General features: G+C 33.7%; 13 protein-coding genes. 3 read left to right on the forward strand and 10 right to left on the reverse strand.

Annotation, left to right across the window (positions count from 1 at the left end):
• Positions 1–61 precede the first annotated feature (61 nt).
• Positions 62–826, forward strand: a complete 765-nt coding sequence (locus CLU82_RS18215; protein ID WP_100844438.1) for a phosphatase PAP2 family protein — start codon at positions 62–64, stop codon at positions 824–826.
• Between the two features lie 132 nt (positions 827–958).
• On the opposite strand, the gene CLU82_RS18220 is transcribed toward CLU82_RS18215, so the two are convergent.
• The 7 genes from CLU82_RS18220 to CLU82_RS18250 all read right to left on the reverse strand — a co-directional run bounded on the left by CLU82_RS18220 (position 959) and on the right by CLU82_RS18250 (position 9788).
• Positions 959–4000: an efflux RND transporter permease subunit gene (locus CLU82_RS18220; RefSeq protein ID WP_100844439.1), complete on the reverse strand. Its 3042-nt coding sequence runs from the start codon at positions 3998–4000 to the stop codon at positions 959–961.
• Positions 3997–4920, reverse strand: a complete 924-nt coding sequence (locus CLU82_RS18225) for an efflux RND transporter periplasmic adaptor subunit (protein ID WP_157813402.1) — start codon at positions 4918–4920, stop codon at positions 3997–3999. The genes CLU82_RS18220 and CLU82_RS18225 overlap by 4 nt, the downstream gene beginning before the upstream one ends.
• A 4-nt stretch (positions 4921–4924) precedes the next feature.
• On the reverse strand, positions 4925–6163 hold the full coding sequence (locus CLU82_RS18230) for a TolC family protein (protein WP_198520240.1): 1239 nt from the start codon (positions 6161–6163) through the stop codon (positions 4925–4927).
• A gap of 28 nt (positions 6164–6191) precedes the next feature.
• Positions 6192–7214, reverse strand: a complete 1023-nt coding sequence (locus tag CLU82_RS18235) for a YncE family protein (protein ID WP_100844442.1) — start codon at positions 7212–7214, stop codon at positions 6192–6194.
• Between the two features lie 153 nt (positions 7215–7367).
• Positions 7368–7787 carry a PepSY-like domain-containing protein gene (locus CLU82_RS18240; RefSeq protein WP_100844443.1) on the reverse strand — a complete coding sequence of 140 codons (420 nt, stop codon included), beginning with the start codon at positions 7785–7787 and terminating at the stop codon, positions 7368–7370.
• A gap of 65 nt (positions 7788–7852) precedes the next feature.
• Complete coding sequence (locus tag CLU82_RS18245; protein WP_100844444.1) at positions 7853–9118, reverse strand: HAMP domain-containing sensor histidine kinase; 1266 nt, start codon at positions 9116–9118, stop codon at positions 7853–7855.
• Entirely contained in the window at positions 9111–9788 is a 678-nt protein-coding gene (locus CLU82_RS18250) for a response regulator transcription factor (RefSeq protein WP_100844445.1), read from the reverse strand. Before CLU82_RS18250 ends, CLU82_RS18245 begins: the two co-directional genes overlap by 8 nt.
• Positions 9789–9945: 157 nt before the next feature.
• Here CLU82_RS18250 and CLU82_RS18255 point away from each other — a divergent pair, with 157 nt between their 5' ends.
• Both CLU82_RS18255 and CLU82_RS18260 read left to right on the forward strand, forming a co-directional pair.
• Entirely contained in the window at positions 9946–11877 is a 1932-nt protein-coding gene (locus tag CLU82_RS18255) for an LTA synthase family protein (protein WP_100844446.1), read from the forward strand.
• A gap of 80 nt (positions 11878–11957) precedes the next feature.
• Complete coding sequence (locus CLU82_RS18260) at positions 11958–12992, forward strand: sulfite exporter TauE/SafE family protein (protein ID WP_100844447.1); 1035 nt, start codon at positions 11958–11960, stop codon at positions 12990–12992.
• A 407-nt stretch (positions 12993–13399) separates the two neighbouring features.
• Here CLU82_RS18260 and CLU82_RS18265 read toward each other — a convergent pair whose 3' ends face one another.
• The 3 genes from CLU82_RS18265 to mnmE all read right to left on the reverse strand — a co-directional run bounded on the left by CLU82_RS18265 (position 13400) and on the right by mnmE (position 16747).
• Complete coding sequence (locus CLU82_RS18265) at positions 13400–14542, reverse strand: site-specific integrase (RefSeq protein WP_100844448.1); 1143 nt, start codon at positions 14540–14542, stop codon at positions 13400–13402.
• Positions 14539–15102, reverse strand: a complete 564-nt coding sequence (locus tag CLU82_RS18270; protein WP_232735268.1) for a helix-turn-helix domain-containing protein — start codon at positions 15100–15102, stop codon at positions 14539–14541. Before CLU82_RS18270 ends, CLU82_RS18265 begins: the two co-directional genes overlap by 4 nt.
• A gap of 232 nt (positions 15103–15334) precedes the next feature.
• The gene (mnmE, locus tag CLU82_RS18275; RefSeq protein ID WP_100844450.1) at positions 15335–16747 is read right to left on the reverse strand and encodes a tRNA uridine-5-carboxymethylaminomethyl(34) synthesis GTPase MnmE; all 1413 of its coding nucleotides are present in this window, start codon (positions 16745–16747) and stop codon (positions 15335–15337) included.
• Positions 16748–16916 lie beyond the last annotated feature (169 nt).

Genomic DNA, 16916 nt, shown 5'->3' on the forward strand with positions numbered 1-16916 from the left:
TAAAATACAGAATTAATTCAGAATTGATTTTATACTTTGTGCTGATTTTAAAATTGTTATAATGAAATACTTGTGTGTACTCGCGGCATTGCTGTCAACTCATTTTTTAATAGCACAAAACAGTGTAACAGATACAATTGTGGTGAAAGACACAGTGCGAAATTTGAAATTTAATTATAAACAATTAATTATTCCCGGTGTATTAATTGGTTATGGATTTATAGGTCTTAACAGTGATCAGCTCAAAAGTTTTAACTCTGAGATCCAAGAAGAAGTGAATGAGCATATCGATAACAAGGTTACGATTGATGACTTTGCACAATACGCCCCAGCGGCAGCTGTTTATGCACTAAACGCATTTGGTGATAAAGGAAAAAACAACCTTAAAGACCGATCAATTATTTTAGCAAGTTCTTATCTTATGATGAGTGTTACAGTACTTGCTTTAAAAGATATTACCAAGGTAGAAAGACCAGATGGCTCTTCTAACAATTCGTTTCCTTCCGGGCATACTGCAACTGCTTTTGCCGGAGCTGAGTTTCTTTGGCAGGAATACAAAGATAAGTCCATTTGGTATGGAATAAGCGGTTATATTGTGGCTACAGGAACGGGTGTTTTTAGAATTGTCAATAATAGACACTGGTTGACTGATGTGGCTGCTGGAGCGGGGATAGGAATACTAAGTACGAAAGTGGCGTACTGGATTTATCCTTACGTCAATAGAAAACTTTTCAGCACTAAAGCTAAAGAAAACAAGGTTTCTTCGATGATAATGCCTTATTACAACGGAAAACAATTGGGCTGCGGTTTAGTGATGCAATTCTGATAATACTTATTTTAACAGTATCAATTTTATTTCCTTCTGGATCTTTACCGGATTGTCAAAACATTATATTTTTTTATAATTATAAATTAATCTGAATCCTTTTATTTTGTGGACATTGAATTATCTTATATATTATAAGTGCTTTTCATTTTTAAAAACAAAGCACAATAGACTCGGTAATACTACTAAGAGCAAAGGCATAGCGAATATAAAACCGCCAATTACAGCAATAGCGAGTGGCTGATGCAATTCTGATCCTGTTCCAATTCCTATTGCCAAAGGTAATAAAGCGATAATAGCACCCAATGCTGTCATTAATTTGGGGCGTAACCTTGTTGAAATGGAATAAATTAATGATTGATGTACATTTCCGGTAATCATGAAAGTTTCACGGAATTGTAGAAAAGTAAAAATGGCATTCTCACTGATAATTCCAACAATCATAATAATTCCGGTGTAGCTTCCGACATTTAAAGCTGTTCCAGTTAAAAAAAGCAAAATATAGCTTCCGGAAATTCCTAAAACAGAGATCAAAACTATAATTATTGCTACTTTAAAATTTCTGAATAAAAATAAAATAACACCAAAAACCAATAAAGAGGAAGCTATTAAAATCATTAATAATTCTTTGAAAGACTGTTGTTGTTCTTTGTAAGCTCCAGCATATTCGATATAATATCCGCTGGGAAGATGGATACTATTTGACACTTTGGTTTTAATTTCCTGCATCACACTTCCTAAATCCCGATTATCTAATCTACCCGTTACAACACTCATTGTTTGAAGGTTCTCTCGTTCTATTTCGGCCACTCCCTTTTGCAGATTTATATCTACAAGACTAGTAATGGGTACAGGTTGTCCTGTAGGTAAGAACAATTGCAGTTTTTTAATATCTTCTAGACTTCTTTTTTCTGAGTATGGATAAATTAATCGAATGGGAATTGTTTGTTCATTTTCTAATAAATTCCCTATAACATTTCCTTCTAAGGCGGTTTGCAGTTGAAATTGCAAATTAGTTGGCGTTATTCCAAATTGGGCCAATTGGGAATAATTGGGCTTAATATTTATTGATGGTCCTGCCAAAATAATTCCGTCAAAAACATCGGCTGTTCCTTTTACTTTCTCAACAACAGCAGTAACCTGTTTTGCTATTTTGTGTAATTCAGCCTGATTGTTTCCATAAATTTTAACTTCTATCGGTGCTACGGAACTCATCAGATCGCCCAACATATCGCCAATGACCTGACCAAAATCGATACGTAGAGCGGGTTGTGATGCTTCTACTTTTGCTCTAATTTCATCAATAACATCATTACTGGTTTTGTTCCTGTCTTTTTTTAACTGAATTAAATAATCACCAAAATTGGGTTCGGTAATAAAAAATCCCATTTGGGTACCTGTTCTTCGGCTGTAGGCTTCTACCTCCGGAATTTGAATTATAATTTTTTCTACTTCATTGAGCATTCTGTCCGTTTCTTCCAATGATGTGCCTGGCGGACTTTCATAATCAAGAACAATGCTGCCTTCATCCATTTCGGGTAAAAAACCAGTTTCTAAATTGGGTACTATCAGTATAATTGAAAGTAGTAAAACAACACAAAAAGCAATACTTATTATTGGTCTTTCAATAAAATAAGCCACCCAATTTTGAGTTTTTACTTCATGGATTTCGCTTGGTTTCTCTGTCACTGTTTTTATTTTTTCTTTTTTGGAAAGCAATAAATAAACCACAGGCAGTAACAGCCAGGTTACAAAAAAGGAACAGACCAAAGTAATAATCATTGTATCTGTTAATACCTTAAAATAAGAGCCCGCCACGCCGCTCATTAATACAAATGGAAAAAAAATAACGATGGTACTTATCGATGAACCCAACATTGCAGGGAATAAATAATGAATTGCTTTTTGCAAAAGAATAACAGTGGGTTCATCTGGATGTTCCTCATGAGTTCTATGAATTTGTTCGACAACTACAATTGCATCGTCAATAATTAAACCCAAAGCCGCAGCAATTGCTCCAAGTGTCATAATGTTGAAAGTTTGTCCCGTGAGATACAAAACAATCAGGGTGAGACCCAAAGTAACCGGAATAATTATCAGAATTGTGGCACTGGCTTTCACCGATTTTAAAAATAAAATGGCAACAATCATGGCTAAAAATAATCCAATGAGTAAACTATCTGTAACACTTTTTACAGCATCATTTACAAAACGGGCCTGTTCATAAAAAGGCTTGATACTAATACCGCTTGGAAGGATTTTTTTTAGATCCTGTACTTTATCATTCATTGCACTCGAAAGTGAAATCAAATTAGAATTGGGTTGTTTTATAACTGCTACAAGGACGCTTTCTTTACCATTGGCATTTACTTTTATATATTCTTTGGCTTCCCGAATTTCTACCGAGGCAATGTCCTTTAGAGTAACAATACCTTTTCCGTTGTTGCGAATGACCAGATTTTCTAATTCGTCTTTTTTATCGACTTGCGCATCAGTAATTGTTAAATAGAGAAAGCGGTAATCAGCCAAATATCCATTAGATTTAATAAAATTTGTTTCATTCATCACTTGAGTAATGGCATTTGGCGTAATGCCAAGCGCTGTCATTTTATCAAAATCTAAGGTTAACCAGTATTCTTTTTCTTTACCGCCAATAATTCTAATTTCAGAAACACCTTCTATTTGGGATAAAAAAGGTTTGATGGTCAAGTTGGCAATTTTTTTGAGTTCAATGGCCGATTTTCCTTTTCCTTCAATGGCGTAGCCAATTACGGCAAGAATTGATGGGTTCATTTTCTCGACCGTAATTTGTGTATCCGGAGGAAGGTTATTTTTTATCTGATTGATTTGTGCTTCAATTCTTGTTTTGCTCAAATCTATATCAGATTTCCAATCCATAAAAGCCGAAATCTCGCAACTTCCTCTACTTGTTGTACTTCGAATGGTTTTTAAATCCTGGACTTTTTTTATAGCATTCTCCAGTGGTTTTGTAACGGTAATCATCATTTTGTCGATAGGCTGCTGGCCTGCATCGGCAATGATTTTTATTTTTGGAAAGGTAATCTCGGGAAATAAGCTGGTCTGCATTTTAGAATAAGCAAAAAAACCGCCCAAAATTATAAGGAAAATAATGGAACTCAGACCATTTTTATGTTTGACAAAAAAAGTATTCATCTTGATTCGTTTTTAACAATTTTGACTTTTATTGTATCTCCAACTCCATAATTACCCGTTAGCAGTATTTTATCTTTACTTGATAAATTCGGAGAAAGTATTCCTACTTTGTCTTCGGTTTCAATTCCTTTTTTTACAGGGACTTTTATAGCAGTGTTGTTGTTAATCATCTTCATTATCCAGAAATTGGTTTGAGTTTCATCACTCAAAACTGCTGCTTTAGGTACTGAAATACTTTTAGAATCAGACGTTTTATTTGCCCGAACTTTTACAATTAAATTCTCTGGAATATCTTGTTTACCATTTATTTTCAAAATCACATTTTGCGTTTGCGAAGTGGCATCAACTGTAGGAGAAAATTTTTGCACTGTCGCCATTCTTGTAGAATTATCAGGTAAAACAACACTTAACTGCTGACCAACCGAAATGTATTTTTTTAACTCAAAAGGCAAACTCAAAACGATTGCAAAACTTTTAGTATCATTTATAGTCACTAAAGCATCGCCATCCTGCACATAATCGCCTTGCTGCGCATTGACCATCGTCACAATTCCACTGGTGTTCGAAAGTACTTTAATTGCTCCGCCAAAGCCCAAAGTTGGATCTATTTTATTAATGGAATTCCCTAACACTTTGGCCTCACGTGATTTTATCGAAAATAATTCCTGACCATTGGCTACAAAATCATTGGTTGCCACATTTACAGAATTCAAATAGCCCGTTGTATTGGCTTTAATGACATTTTTCACCAAATAAGTAGCCGTTGCATTTAGGTCGATATAACTTTGCAGATCTGTGGTATCAATTGAGGTTAAAGTTACCGGAACGCGAACATCTGTTGGCGTTTCAACGGATGGATTATCTTTACAGGAAATAAAAAAAACTGTAATTAGTAGACAGATAGAAAATGTTTTTTTCATTATGTTAGTCATTAGAAATCCAATAATTGATTTCGTTAATAAGCAGCAGTTTGTTGATTCTGTTTTGGGAAACTAAATTATTGAGCGTTATAACATTTCCAATTGCAATAACAAAATCGGTGATTTGGGCATCACCGGAAAGCAATAATTTCTTGTCTGCTTCTATAAGTGCATCTGTTATTTGAAGTTGAGATTGCAATTGGTTTCCGGTATCCGCCGTTTGTTTCAATTTCTGATTAAGCATCAGCAATTGTTGTTGGTATTGCTTATTGAAATGACTTTTATAAGCCAAATTAGTGGCTATGGCCTGTTCGTTTTTTTGATGCTGCAATGATCTTTGATTTCCATCATAAATGGGAATTGATAAACCTAATCCAACACTAAACCCAAAATTCTTATAAGGCTGATACTCAAAACTAGATAAATAACCCGCGTCGCCAAGCAAGGCCAATGTTGGCTTATATACGTTATCAATTAGCTTACTTTGATTGACAATTTTCAGACTATCAACTTCAAATTGCTTGAAGAAAATAGTTTTTTCAGGACTTAAAATCGTTTTTAAGTTGATATCCGGTTTTGTCAAATTCACAAAAGTGGTATCGGTCTCGCCAGACAAATAATTCAGTATTCCTAAATCATTTTGATATTGTTGCTTGAGTTGCAAAACTTGTAATTCTTGTTGCTTTACCGTTGAAAGAAAAATTAAATAATCGGTTTGCTTATAAATAGAATTTTGGGTTAACTTTTTCAGTGTATTAGCACCGTTATTCAGCAGTGTAATCATTTTTTGATTATAGACTATTTGTTCGGCGCTTCCGTAAGCTGTAATATATTGGTCGATGATTACTTTATTCAAATCTTTGAGAGCGATTCTTTTATTTAAAATCAAACTCTCTTTTAAAATTTTGAAGCTTTCCGCCTGTGAGTTTGCAATATTCTTACCAATTATTTTTTGATTAATCCCTACCAAACCAGATACGGATTGTCCATTAGTTATAGCGGTATCATAACCATATCCGTTTATAACCGGAGCATAATTTGCATTTAGGTTTGCAGATATTTGAGGTTTATAGTTCGATCTGTTCAATAAACTATCTATAGCAGCAGATTTTATTTGGTTGTTGAAATCGGTAATTAAAGGCGAATTGGTTTGTGCCTTTTCAATAAAATAGTGTAAGTCTTTTTCTTGCGAAAAAGACCTGATACTTAGCAAAACAAAAATGAGGCAAATCCTTAATTTCATAGAATAAGTTTGCATAATTTTTTTAAAACTATTTGGCATTATTTTCAACAACCAAAACCATAAAGGAATTAGGTATTAGACTTGCACGAGGCTGTGGATTCTCTTTTGTCGGTTCAGGTTTTATGCCAAAATCTGCAGTAGGCAAATACAATTGATTCGTAGTTTTGTTCAACGCAATTGTTCTAGCCCCTTTTTGAGTTTTTACTGTTTCAAGAACTGAAAAGGTATTCGCATTTTCTTCTTTTACAACTGTAATTGTTCCTTCGCCATTTGAACTAAAAATAAGTTTCTTTTCGGGATCAAATACAACACCATCACAACCTTCTCCAATGGGTAATGTTTTTATAATTTTCCCGTTTGATAGATTCACAATAACCATCAAATTATTGCTGCAAACCGAAAACAATCGGTTAGTTTTCAGATCTATTGCCAATCCGGAAGGCTCATCTCCCGGAGCAATACTCCAGGATGCTGTAACTTCTAATTTATTTGCGTCTATAGTTTTAATTTCGTTTTTATCTTCAATATTAACATAAATCAAACCTTTGGTGTCAGTTACCGAAAATTCAGGTTTGCCACCCAATGGAATAGTTTTTATAATCTTATTTGTATTAGCATCAATAACCGTTGCATCATTGCTTTTGGCATTGTAGGTTAACACTTTTTTAGAAAACTGATCATATAAAATTGCATCGGGTTTTTGGCCTTCGATAGCTACTTTATCGATTAATTTAAATGTTTTTAAATTGACAATGGTAACCGAATTGTCTTTTCCGTTGCTGATAAATGCTTTGTTCAAATCATTGGCAATTGCAATGCCGTGAACTCCTTTGGTATCGGGAATTGTTGTTATGGTTTTATTGGATTTTAAATCGATAACATTGACAATGCTTCCGTGAGAAACAAATAAATGCTGATTCACCTGATCAACGGCCAGATAATCCCAGCCTTCATCACCTGAAACATTTATTTTTTGTGATACTTTATACGTTTGGCTATAACTATTAGAGATAGAAACAATTATTAGTAATGATAATATTATTTTTTTCATTTTAAAAAAATCAGAAGTTAATTATATTTAATTTTACACGAACGACTTATCATCCTATTTTAAATCTACTTAAAATGGAAACATTACTCTACTGTAGTTAGATGCAAGATCAACTGTTTATGGGTATATTATTTCATTAAAAAAAAGGAAAAATTATTCTTTTATGGACATGCCGTTTTCTTTAAAAGCAAGGCTTTTACTTTTCATGCCTTTTTTTAAATCTACTTCATAAATAGTTCCGTTTTTAGAAGTTTCAGTTTTGTCCGCCTCAACAATTTTCCAATCACTATATTTTGATTTTACAGATTCTAAAACTGCTTTTGGTAAATCGACAGCTTTAATCTCTCTTTCCGTTTCCAGCCAGGTTCCATAGTCTGAAAAATTAGCAGAAATCTTGTTTCCTTCAAAGGTGAATTCTGCTTCCCATTCTTTTGGACCTTCAACTCCCCAACACACTTTTGTTGCAGTAGGAAATTTTTTAGCGAAAGCTTTTTTTACTGAGTCCGGTGGAGTTTTTGCAAATGCACAACTGCAAACCAATACAATTGAGATAATCATTATTAATTTTTTCATCGCTGTTAATTTTAAATTTATAATAATCAAAGTTGCAAACCGATTCTGTAGGAAGTTTGAATTTTTTAAAATTTAACGCTAAAGCTGTGTAATTGGTTCTCAAAAGTATACTTGATTTCCCATTGATTGATTTCGACAATTTTTTTGATTATCGCAAGACCAAGGCCATTTCCTTGAGAGGAAGGATTTATTTTAGAAAAACGATTAAATAATTTCTCGATTGCCAATGGTGCAGATTGTCCTGTATTGAGGAATGTCAATTGGTTGTCTTGAGTGCGAATGATTATTTTTCCATTTTTCTTATTGTGCCGAATAGCATTCAAAAATAAATTATTGATTAACACTTCTGACAAGGCAGGATTTCCTTTAATGGTAAGGGCAGAGGTGAATTCGGTTATAATGCGGAGGTTTTTTGCTTCAGCCTGTTCCGTGAAAAAATCCAGATGTCTTTCGATGTAATCATTTAAAATAATAGTGCTTTTTCCAAGGTATCTTTCGTTATCAATTTTAGAAAGCAACAAAAGGTTTTTGTTAAGTCTGTTAAGCCTGGAAACATCATTATTGAGTGAACTTACCACAGAAAGCTGTTCTTTATTCAGTTCCAATTGAAGCAAAGTGTCAATTTTGGTTTGAAACAGAGCTAACGGAGTTTGTAATTCATGTGCGGCATTTTCAACGAATTCTCTTTGGTTCTTATAAATGACTGTATTTTTTTCAATAAGTCTTTTAAGGCTATTATTAAGTCGATCAAATTCATCGATATCGGTGGGTATAAAAAGGGGAGGATTACTTTTATCGATTTCAAAATCCTCTATTTGAATTAGTGTGTTATAAAAAGGTTTCCAAATTTTTGCAGCAGTTATTTTTGATATTCCAATGATTCCGATAAGCAGCATAATAATCATAAACAGAAATATAACTGCTACATTTATCACCATTCCTTCCATTTCGACAAGATTAATCTTTTCTGTATAAGTATATCGTTTGCCATTGATATCCACCGGTGCATAAAGTACACGAAATGGTTCTTTGTCATTAGCAATAGAATCAAATAACATTTTGTCAACAATGGAATCTTTATTTACTCCCATATCAGCAAAAATCATTATATTATGATTGTATTTATGCCAGGATTTAATATCTTTTTCTGTAAAATCGGCATGGATTTCTTTAACAAATGCGCCCTTGTGGAACTGCAATACTTCATCAGTTTCATGAATATAAAGCCTTTGGCTGATGAAATAAAATAGCGGTGCTGCTATTAACAGCGTAATAACAGCGAAGATAAGAAAGCTGCCAGTTGTTTTTTGAAGTAGTTTTTTATTACTCATTTTCCCATTTGTATCCTAAACCGTAAATTGTTTTTATATAGTCGCCACTTCCGGCAGCGTGGAGTTTCTTTTTTAGATTCTTTATATGGGCGTATATAAAATCATGATTGTCAAGCATGTCAGCCATATCGCCGGAAAGATGTTCTGCTATTGCACCTTTGGATAAAACCTTATTATGGTTGCCAATTAAAAACAGCAGTAAATCTATTTCTTTTTTGGTCAGATCCAGTTTTTGGTTATTGACAATTACTGTTTTAGATAAAATATCAACATTAATTTCATTGAAAATAATACTGTTATTTCCGTGAAAATTCTTGCGGCGGATGAGTGCCTGCATTCGGACTAAAAGTTCTGAAAGATGAAATGGTTTTGTCAGAAAATCATCTGCGCCAAGATTAAAACCTTCAATGCGGGTGTCTAAAGTTTCTTTTGCTGATATAATGATAACACCTTCGGATTTGTTTTTGTTTTTTAATTCTCTCAAAATGTCAAATCCGTCGCCATCAGGAAGCATTAGATCCAACAATATACAATCGTAGTCATAATTCTCAATTTTTATAAGGGCTACGGCATAATTTTCAGCGGTTTCACAATGAATGCCATTAGTCTTAAAATAATTTTTAATACTTTGAGCAATTTCCTGCTCATCTTCTATAATTAGAATTTTCATAGTGCAATTTACAAATCAATTTTGAAGAAAAACTGAATATTGTTATAAATGAAATGCTTTGTTTAAATGACTTTAAGAAATGCAAATTCAGAAAGAATTCAGAATTGAAGGTTTCTTTTGCAAGAAATTATAATGTCTTGCCAGATATTCCCCAAATATGAAAAAAATTCAGTTCACAAAACCTCTCATTAATTTTCTTTTAATCGGTTTGCTAATTCTTACTGTCAGTCGGTTTATTTTGTTTTTTTTCTTTAGAAACCGTGTTGTAGAAACCCAAGATTACGGTTATATTTTCCCTATTGGATTGCGGATGGATCTCATCGTTTTGTGCTACCTTCTTTTTTTGCCTTTGGCTTTAATTGCTTTGGTGCCAGATTCTTTTTTGAAGAAAATTCAAGGTTTTTTGACTGTATATTTCATTCTGTTTTTGACACTTATTCTGTTTATGGAATTGTCAACGCTTGATTTTATTAATGAGTATGATACCAGACCTAACAAACTATTTATCGATTATCTGATTTATCCAAAGGAGGTTGTTGGAACATTATTGAAAAGTTATCTCTCGTCTATTTTTGTTACTGTAATTATCTTGGCGGGATTTGTTTATACTTTAATCCGTTACAGAAAACCGCTTTTTGGAATTAGAAATAACAATTATAAAACGAAGTTAGCACTGTTTCCTTTAGTTGCTTTTTTTGTGTTTTTTGGAGCAAGGTCCAGTCTTACTTCCAAACGGCCTGTTAATGCCAGTAATGCAATTTTTTCTACAGACCATCTTACTAATTCTCTTGGTTTAAATTCGTTTTACACCGTTGCTTTTGCTTTATATTCAATAAAAAATGAAAGTAATACAGAGAAAATGTACGGGAAAATGAATTATGCCGAAGCCATTTCGAGGGTGAAAAAATATATGGATGTAAAACCAAATGAGTATACAGATGATTCTATTCCATTATTGCACATTCAAAAAACAAATAAGGTTATAAATAGACCTTACAATATTGTAATTATTTTAGAAGAAAGCTTAGGTGCAGAATATGTAGGTTCATTAGGAGGATTACCATTGACGCCGGAATTTGACAAACTGACAAACGAAGGAACCTTATTTACCAATTTATTTTCAACAGGAACGCGCAGCGTACGTGGTATCGAGGCGGTTGTTACAGGTTTTTTGCCCTCTCCATCAGAAAGTGTCGTTAAACTTAACAATTCGCAAACCGATTTCTATACAATTGCGTCGTTGCTGAAACAAAAAGGATATGACACCAGTTTCATTTATGGCGGAATGGCCAATTTTGATAATATGGGTTCTTTTTTTAACGGGAATGGTTTCGATAAAATTATTGATGAGGATGATTTTGATCCAAATAAATCTGCATTTCACGGAACTTGGGGCTGGTCAGACGAAGATGTAATGACAAAAGCCAATAATTATTTTAAAAGTCTGGGCAATAAACCCTTTGTTTCTTTAGTATTTTCATCTTCCAATCACGAGCCTTTTGAATATCCGGAGGGAAGAATTACCCCTTACGATAAGCAAAAGAATACGGTAAATAATGCGATGAAATATGCTGATTATTCGATTGGCCAATTTTTTAAACAAGCAAAAAAAGAAAAATATTATAAGAATACTATTTTTCTTGTAATTGCCGATCATAATACCAGAACCTATGGAAAACATCTTGTACCTATACATAAATTTCATATTCCGGCTTTGATTATTGGTCCGGGAGTTCCAAAAGGAGGAAAATACAATAAACTCTGCAGCCAGATTGATATACAGCCCACCGTATTGAGTAGAATTGGAATGGATACCGAAACACCAATGTCAGGAAGAAATTTGTTCGATTTATCTGATTCGTTTCAGGGACGTGCAATGATGCAATTTAATGATATTAATGCCTTCCGTGTGGGGAATGAAGTGGTTATTATGCAGCCAAATAAAAAACCTTTGCAATTTCATGTCGAAAATGACTCTATCTTTACGCCGAAAAAGCTTAATGAAGATTTGTCCAAAGATGCACTGGCTCATGTAATAACCCCTTTCTATTTATACGAACAAAGAAAATACAGGCTTAAAAGTAAATAAGTCCAGCCTTTTTTCTCTTTGTAAAAAGAATTTTCGCTTAGTTACTATTATAAAACAGCATCAATAGACAAAATAATTTGATGACAGCAACCTTACTAATATTATTCATTTGCAGTTATTTAGCCTTTTCAATTAGCGCTATTTGCGGAGGCGGTGCAGGCTTAATGCTGATACCTATTTTGGGACAGCTTTTACCCGTGAGCAGCGTACCTGCAGCCCTTTCAATTGGTACGTTTACCAGTTCGGGTTCCCGATTAATTTTATTTCGAAAAAATATTTGCTGGCCTATCGTCAAATATTTTGTTCCAGCTGCTTTACCAGCTGTATGGTTGGGAGCTTGGTTGTTGAAATTTGTAAATCCTGTCTATTTAGAAATTGCAATGGGTCTTTTTCTAGTCAGTAATTTGACATTTTTGTTCCAAAAGAAAAAAGAATTAAATAAAACAGAACATCCGTCGAATTTTGTACTGGGTCTAATCGGTTTTTCAGCAGGTTTTTTATCGGGTCTTACAGGTGCTGTTGGATTGTTATTTAATCGTTTTTATTTGCGATACGGATTGACCAAAGAAGAAATTATAGCAACAAGAGCAGCAAACGAAATCATCTTGCATCTTGTAAAAATCGTGCTGTACTTTTTATTTGGCTTGATTTCTATGAAAGTAATTTACATAGGTGTAGTAGTCGCATTTTCTGCAGTTCTTTCCAGTTGGTCAATGAAATGGATTTTACCCAAATTAAGCGAGACTTCATTTAAAAAAATAGGATATTATGCCATGACACTTTCAGGTTTTGTGATGCTTTCGCAATCAAGTTCTGACTTATTAGCCGCCAATAACGGAAATTTAGCTACTAATTCTAAAAACAAAGGAATAGAAACCAAACTGAAATGGCAAGACTCTCATTTTGCTCTTGAATTTACGTATAATGAAGGTTTTGAATTTGAACAACTCATCCCAATTACCGACTTGACAAATGAGCAACAAAAAATAGTCTACAGTAAAAGGCAATCTGCGGATGAAATTGTAATAGAAGCAGTATATGTAATTGGTTCAAAATCCTATGAAGCCTACTATTTTAAGAATAATCAATTGATTCAGAAAATAGATTTCAAATAGATTTGATCCGATATTTTTAAAATGAGCAGGTAACAGGAATTGTATCCAATATGCAATAAATAATCCTTTTAGTATAATAGCCTGATGAAAATTTCACAATCAAATTAATTGTAAAAAAAACAGAGCTTAATTTAGTGCAGAGTCTTATTTGTATATCCATTCTAAAGTCAGTGCCATCAAAAAAAGCGATTCTAAGCTGTTAATAATTAAAAATAAGCATTGACAGTAATAAAACAAACGCGTGCCCGCTTGTTTGAACTCCCCAAAGAGGCATGTTCTGGACAGGCGGGCACTCAGCCCAGGGCTAATGGTTTCGTCCTGAAATCGACTTTAAAGAAATTGAGGTGTCCGCCTTAAATTAAAAGACAAAAAGTCATTTCCTGCTGTGCACAGAATTATATATTTCTCTATTTAAATGAAATTTTATTAGTTGTTTCCCTTTTTTTCTCGTCGATTATTTTTGTATATATCTGCGTTGTCTTTATGTTTTTGTGTCCCAGCATTTTCGATACCGTAAAAATGTCAGTACCTGCCGCCATCTGTAATGTTGCATACGTATGCCTAAAGCAGTGAAATGTAATATGTTTTTCAATTGATGCGTCTTTAATCCAAATAGGAAGCAGTCGGTCTACGTCCCATTTTTTTAAATCATAAAAGACTCTCTTACTTTGTGCCTCTTTTTCACCTAAGAACTCGAACGCTTCTTGGGAAATAGGAAGAGTTACCGGTCTGTCCGTTTTTTGCTGCTTAAATCTAATGTAATATCCTTCGCTTTTACTATACTGCACTTCTTCCCATGTAAGTTTTGCAATATCGGAATAGCGTATTCCTGTTAGCAGAGAAAACATGCAGACGCGTTTAACAATCTCTTTTTTGCATGGTGTCCTAAACAGCCTTGAAGCTTCTTCCATAGTTAGGAAATTTCTTTGGGACTCCTGTTCCTTGATGCTATCAACCGCAGCATTAATATCAGTTTGCAGTAATCCTTTCTTATAAGCTTTTCGAAGGGTGGCCTTGATTTTGTTAAAATAGGATAATGCAGTGTTTTGAGCCAAAAACTGGTCTTTTTTCTTTAAACATTTTGCCTTCAAAATGTATTCCCTGAAGTCCTCAATAATTGTTACATCAATTTCCTGCATTAATATGTCCTCGTTCTTAAGAAACTTTTCAAAGTGGATAATTGCATATTTCCAGATTTCAGCGTTATTGCCGGTCTTGATTTCTGCTGTCTGTTTTATATACTGCAGGAATGATTTTTCTCCTATTTCCTGCAGACGTAGCCGCTCTTGCTCAAATGGTGTATAGATTTGCTGCTTGTTTAATACATTAAGCCTATTTGCACAAATCATCTCGGCCTTGTGTAAATTTTCTGAATTCATTGCTTTATCAATATTATTTTTTGGTTTTGAAACCAGATATAAACCTAAATACTCTCTTCGCGAAAATTCATGAGTTTTAGCGTTATAGATTGGAGGGAAAAAATCAAGATATAATGTAATCTTTCCACTTGGCAGCGTCCTTTTCCTTAATGTAACATTTATATTTTTCATCTTCCAACAGCATTAAAAATTATATCAATATCCTGTTTGGCTACACAGGTGAATTTTCCAACGGAATATTTTACTATGCCCTGCCGTTGAATCAATAGATAGAGTGCTCCTGAAGAAATATTGTACTTCTGCTGAATTTGCGTGATAGTATAGCAATTGTCAAAACCAGGAAATTGCTGTCCAGTCTTCAAAGTAACATATTGAATGGGAATAGCAAAGAAAGCTTCAAGGTCGCATCTACGGATAACAGTTCGTTTGCCAAACTTTGCAATGTCGAGATATCCATTGTTAACTAACCTGTAAATAGTACTCCTGCTGATCCCGAAAAGAAGGCTTGCCTGAGTAATTTTTAGAAACTCAAGCGGCTTTATTTTTTCCAAATCTGTGTTTAAAAGCTGAACAGTTTCGTTATTGCTTTTTTCTACTTTTCCACTACGTACCAGTGCTTTATAACCACGACTGTTGCAAATGTGAGAACAATATCGTGTCCGAGTTGTTCTGGCTGTGAACTGTTTTTTACAGTGTTCACAAATTCTGATGACCTCAATTTTAGAACTCATAATATCACTAATTTTGTGTCCCATTGTGTCTATGTGTCTCTCTGTGTGTCATCATTTCGCCAAAAAAAAATCCGATGAGGAAAATTATTTTCGTGGTACAATAATGGTACAAAAAGGAACAAACTATCTGCAAATAAAGCTAAATAAACAGAAAGAAGAATCCCAGTTAAAATGCGGTTTTATGACATTTTAACTGGGATTCTTTGTTTTATTTTGTTTTATTTTGTGAAACTTATTTTCCGATACAAAAGTTAGCAAAAATATTACCCAACAATTCATCATTGGAAACCTGACCAGTAATCAACCCAAATTGATATAAAGCTTCTTTGATATCCAAAGCAATTAAGTCACTAGAAAGATTGGTTTCGAGGCCGTATTTTACTTTCTGAATTTCATCTAAAGCTTTTAATAACGAATCATAATGACGAGTATTAGTAACAATAGTTTCATTATTGCGTAAAGCTCCAGTATTGACGAATGAAAGCAACTCATTCTTTAAATCATCTACACCAATTTTTTCTTTAGCAGAAATATATATAGTTGTTGGTTGCTGGCTATCAGTTGTTAGTTGTTGGTTAATTATTGATTGCTCTTGCGGCGAAAGTTTATCCGATTTATTGACTATAATTAGAATTGCTTTTTGAGGAAACTTGTTTTTTATTTTTTCAATTTCAACTTTTAATGAGTTCAGTTTACTATCAACAAGCAACTGATAACCATCAACTAAAAATAATACGACTTGCGCCTGTTCTATTTTTTCGAACGTTTTCTTAATCCCAATACTTTCTACATAATCCTTAGTTTCACGAATTCCCGCCGTATCGATGAATCGGAAACCGATACCACCAATTACTAATTCATCTTCAATCGTATCACGTGTAGTTCCTGCAATTTCCGAAACAATGGCACGTTCTTCGTTCAATAAAGCATTCAATAAAGTAGATTTTCCAACATTTGGTTCACCAACAATAGCAACAGGAATACCATTTTTTATCACATTTCCAACAGCAAACGAATCGATCAAACGTTTAAGGACAAATTCAATTCGGTTTAATAATTCGTGAAATTGTGTTCTATCTGCAAATTCTACATCTTCTTCGGCAAAATCTAATTCCAATTCAATTAAAGAAGCAAAATTTAATAATTCCTCACGCAGTTTAGCAATTTCGTTAGAGAAACCACCACGCATTTGTTGCATAGCAATTTGGTGAGAAGCTTCGTTGTCCGAAGATATCAAATCAGCTACAGCTTCGGCTTGCGAAAGGTCAAGTTTACCGTTCAAAAATGCTCTTAAGGTAAATTCACCCGCATCAGCCATTCGACAGCCTTTTCGTAGTAATAATTGAATAATTTGTTGCTGAATATAAGTAGAACCATGACATGAAATTTCAATGGTATTTTCGCCTGTATAGGAATTTGGATTTTTGAAAATAGAAACCAACACCTGATCCAATGTTTTTTCACCATCCATAATATGACCCAAATGCAAAGTATGTGTTTTTTGGGTGGTTAAGTCTTTATTTTTTATAGATCTAAAAACTGAATTGGCAATAGTAATAGCATCTTCTCCAGAAATTCGAATTACAGCAATGGCTCCTGCTCCCGAAGCAGTGGCTAAAGCAACTATAGAATCGTTTTTAATCATATCTAAAAATTTATGCAAAAGTAAGCATTTTTTTTGGCTGATGGCTGTTAGCTGTTAGCTTTTGGTCTTCAATTCAACATTCATCATTTACAACTTACCATTCATAAAAAGCGACAAATGATAAATATCATGCTTTTTTCCTGTTAAGTTTTGTAACTTTATAATTAGT

This window comes from Flavobacterium sp. 5 (assembly GCF_002813295.1).
GTDB lineage: Bacteria > Bacteroidota > Bacteroidia > Flavobacteriales > Flavobacteriaceae > Flavobacterium.

Bases quoted from the DNA above. Each gene is read 5' to 3' on its own strand.
- CLU82_RS18230 (WP_198520240.1), bottom strand. From the start codon at position 6,163: ATGAAATTAAGGATTTGCCTCATTTTTGTTTTGCTAAGTATCAGGTCT.
- CLU82_RS18225 (WP_157813402.1), bottom strand. From the start codon at position 4,920: ATGAAAAAAACATTTTCTATCTGTCTACTAATTACAGTTTTTTTTATT.
- CLU82_RS18265 (WP_100844448.1), bottom strand. From the start codon at position 14,542: ATGAAAAATATAAATGTTACATTAAGGAAAAGGACGCTGCCAAGTGGA.
- CLU82_RS18255 (WP_100844446.1), top strand. From the start codon at position 9,946: ATGAAAAAAATTCAGTTCACAAAACCTCTCATTAATTTTCTTTTAATC.
- CLU82_RS18235 (WP_100844442.1), bottom strand. From the start codon at position 7,214: ATGAAAAAAATAATATTATCATTACTAATAATTGTTTCTATCTCTAAT.
- CLU82_RS18215 (WP_100844438.1), top strand. From the start codon at position 62: ATGAAATACTTGTGTGTACTCGCGGCATTGCTGTCAACTCATTTTTTA.
- CLU82_RS18260 (WP_100844447.1), top strand. From the start codon at position 11,958: ATGACAGCAACCTTACTAATATTATTCATTTGCAGTTATTTAGCCTTT.
- mnmE (WP_100844450.1), bottom strand. From the start codon at position 16,747: ATGATTAAAAACGATTCTATAGTTGCTTTAGCCACTGCTTCGGGAGCA.
- CLU82_RS18250 (WP_100844445.1), bottom strand. From the start codon at position 9,788: ATGAAAATTCTAATTATAGAAGATGAGCAGGAAATTGCTCAAAGTATT.
- CLU82_RS18220 (WP_100844439.1), bottom strand. From the start codon at position 4,000: ATGAATACTTTTTTTGTCAAACATAAAAATGGTCTGAGTTCCATTATT.
- CLU82_RS18240 (WP_100844443.1), bottom strand. From the start codon at position 7,787: ATGAAAAAATTAATAATGATTATCTCAATTGTATTGGTTTGCAGTTGT.
- CLU82_RS18245 (WP_100844444.1), bottom strand. From the start codon at position 9,118: ATGAGTAATAAAAAACTACTTCAAAAAACAACTGGCAGCTTTCTTATC.
- CLU82_RS18270 (WP_232735268.1), bottom strand. From the start codon at position 15,102: ATGAGTTCTAAAATTGAGGTCATCAGAATTTGTGAACACTGTAAAAAA.